Origin of the sequence: Photorhabdus africana, from assembly GCF_035181445.1 — a bacterium.
Classification (GTDB): domain Bacteria; phylum Pseudomonadota; class Gammaproteobacteria; order Enterobacterales; family Enterobacteriaceae; genus Photorhabdus; species Photorhabdus laumondii.
Genome location: NZ_JAXBVE010000338.1, coordinates 1 through 223, shown reverse-complemented (window position 1 = coordinate 223; position 223 = coordinate 1). Strand labels below are relative to the sequence as shown.

Genomic DNA, 223 nt, shown 5'->3' with positions numbered 1-223 from the left:
CCTGCTCTTTAACAATTAATCAGACAATCTGTGTGGGCACTCACAAGACCGTATCACAAAAAAATATGTTTTAAAGTCTTGAAGAGTGAACAACAGTTAATTCATTACGAACTAATTAGTCAGAATTCTTTGAGCATCAAACTTTAAATTGAAGAGTTTGATCATGGCTCAGATTGAACGCTGGCGGCAGGCCTAACACATGCAAGTCGGGCGGTAACAGGAA

Annotated in this window: 1 rRNA gene; it reads left to right on the top strand. The window is 39.0% G+C overall.

Annotated elements, in window-relative coordinates:
- Positions 1 to 145 precede the first annotated feature (145 nt).
- Positions 146 to 223 (top strand): 16S ribosomal RNA (locus tag SLS51_RS24000); the annotation flags it as partial.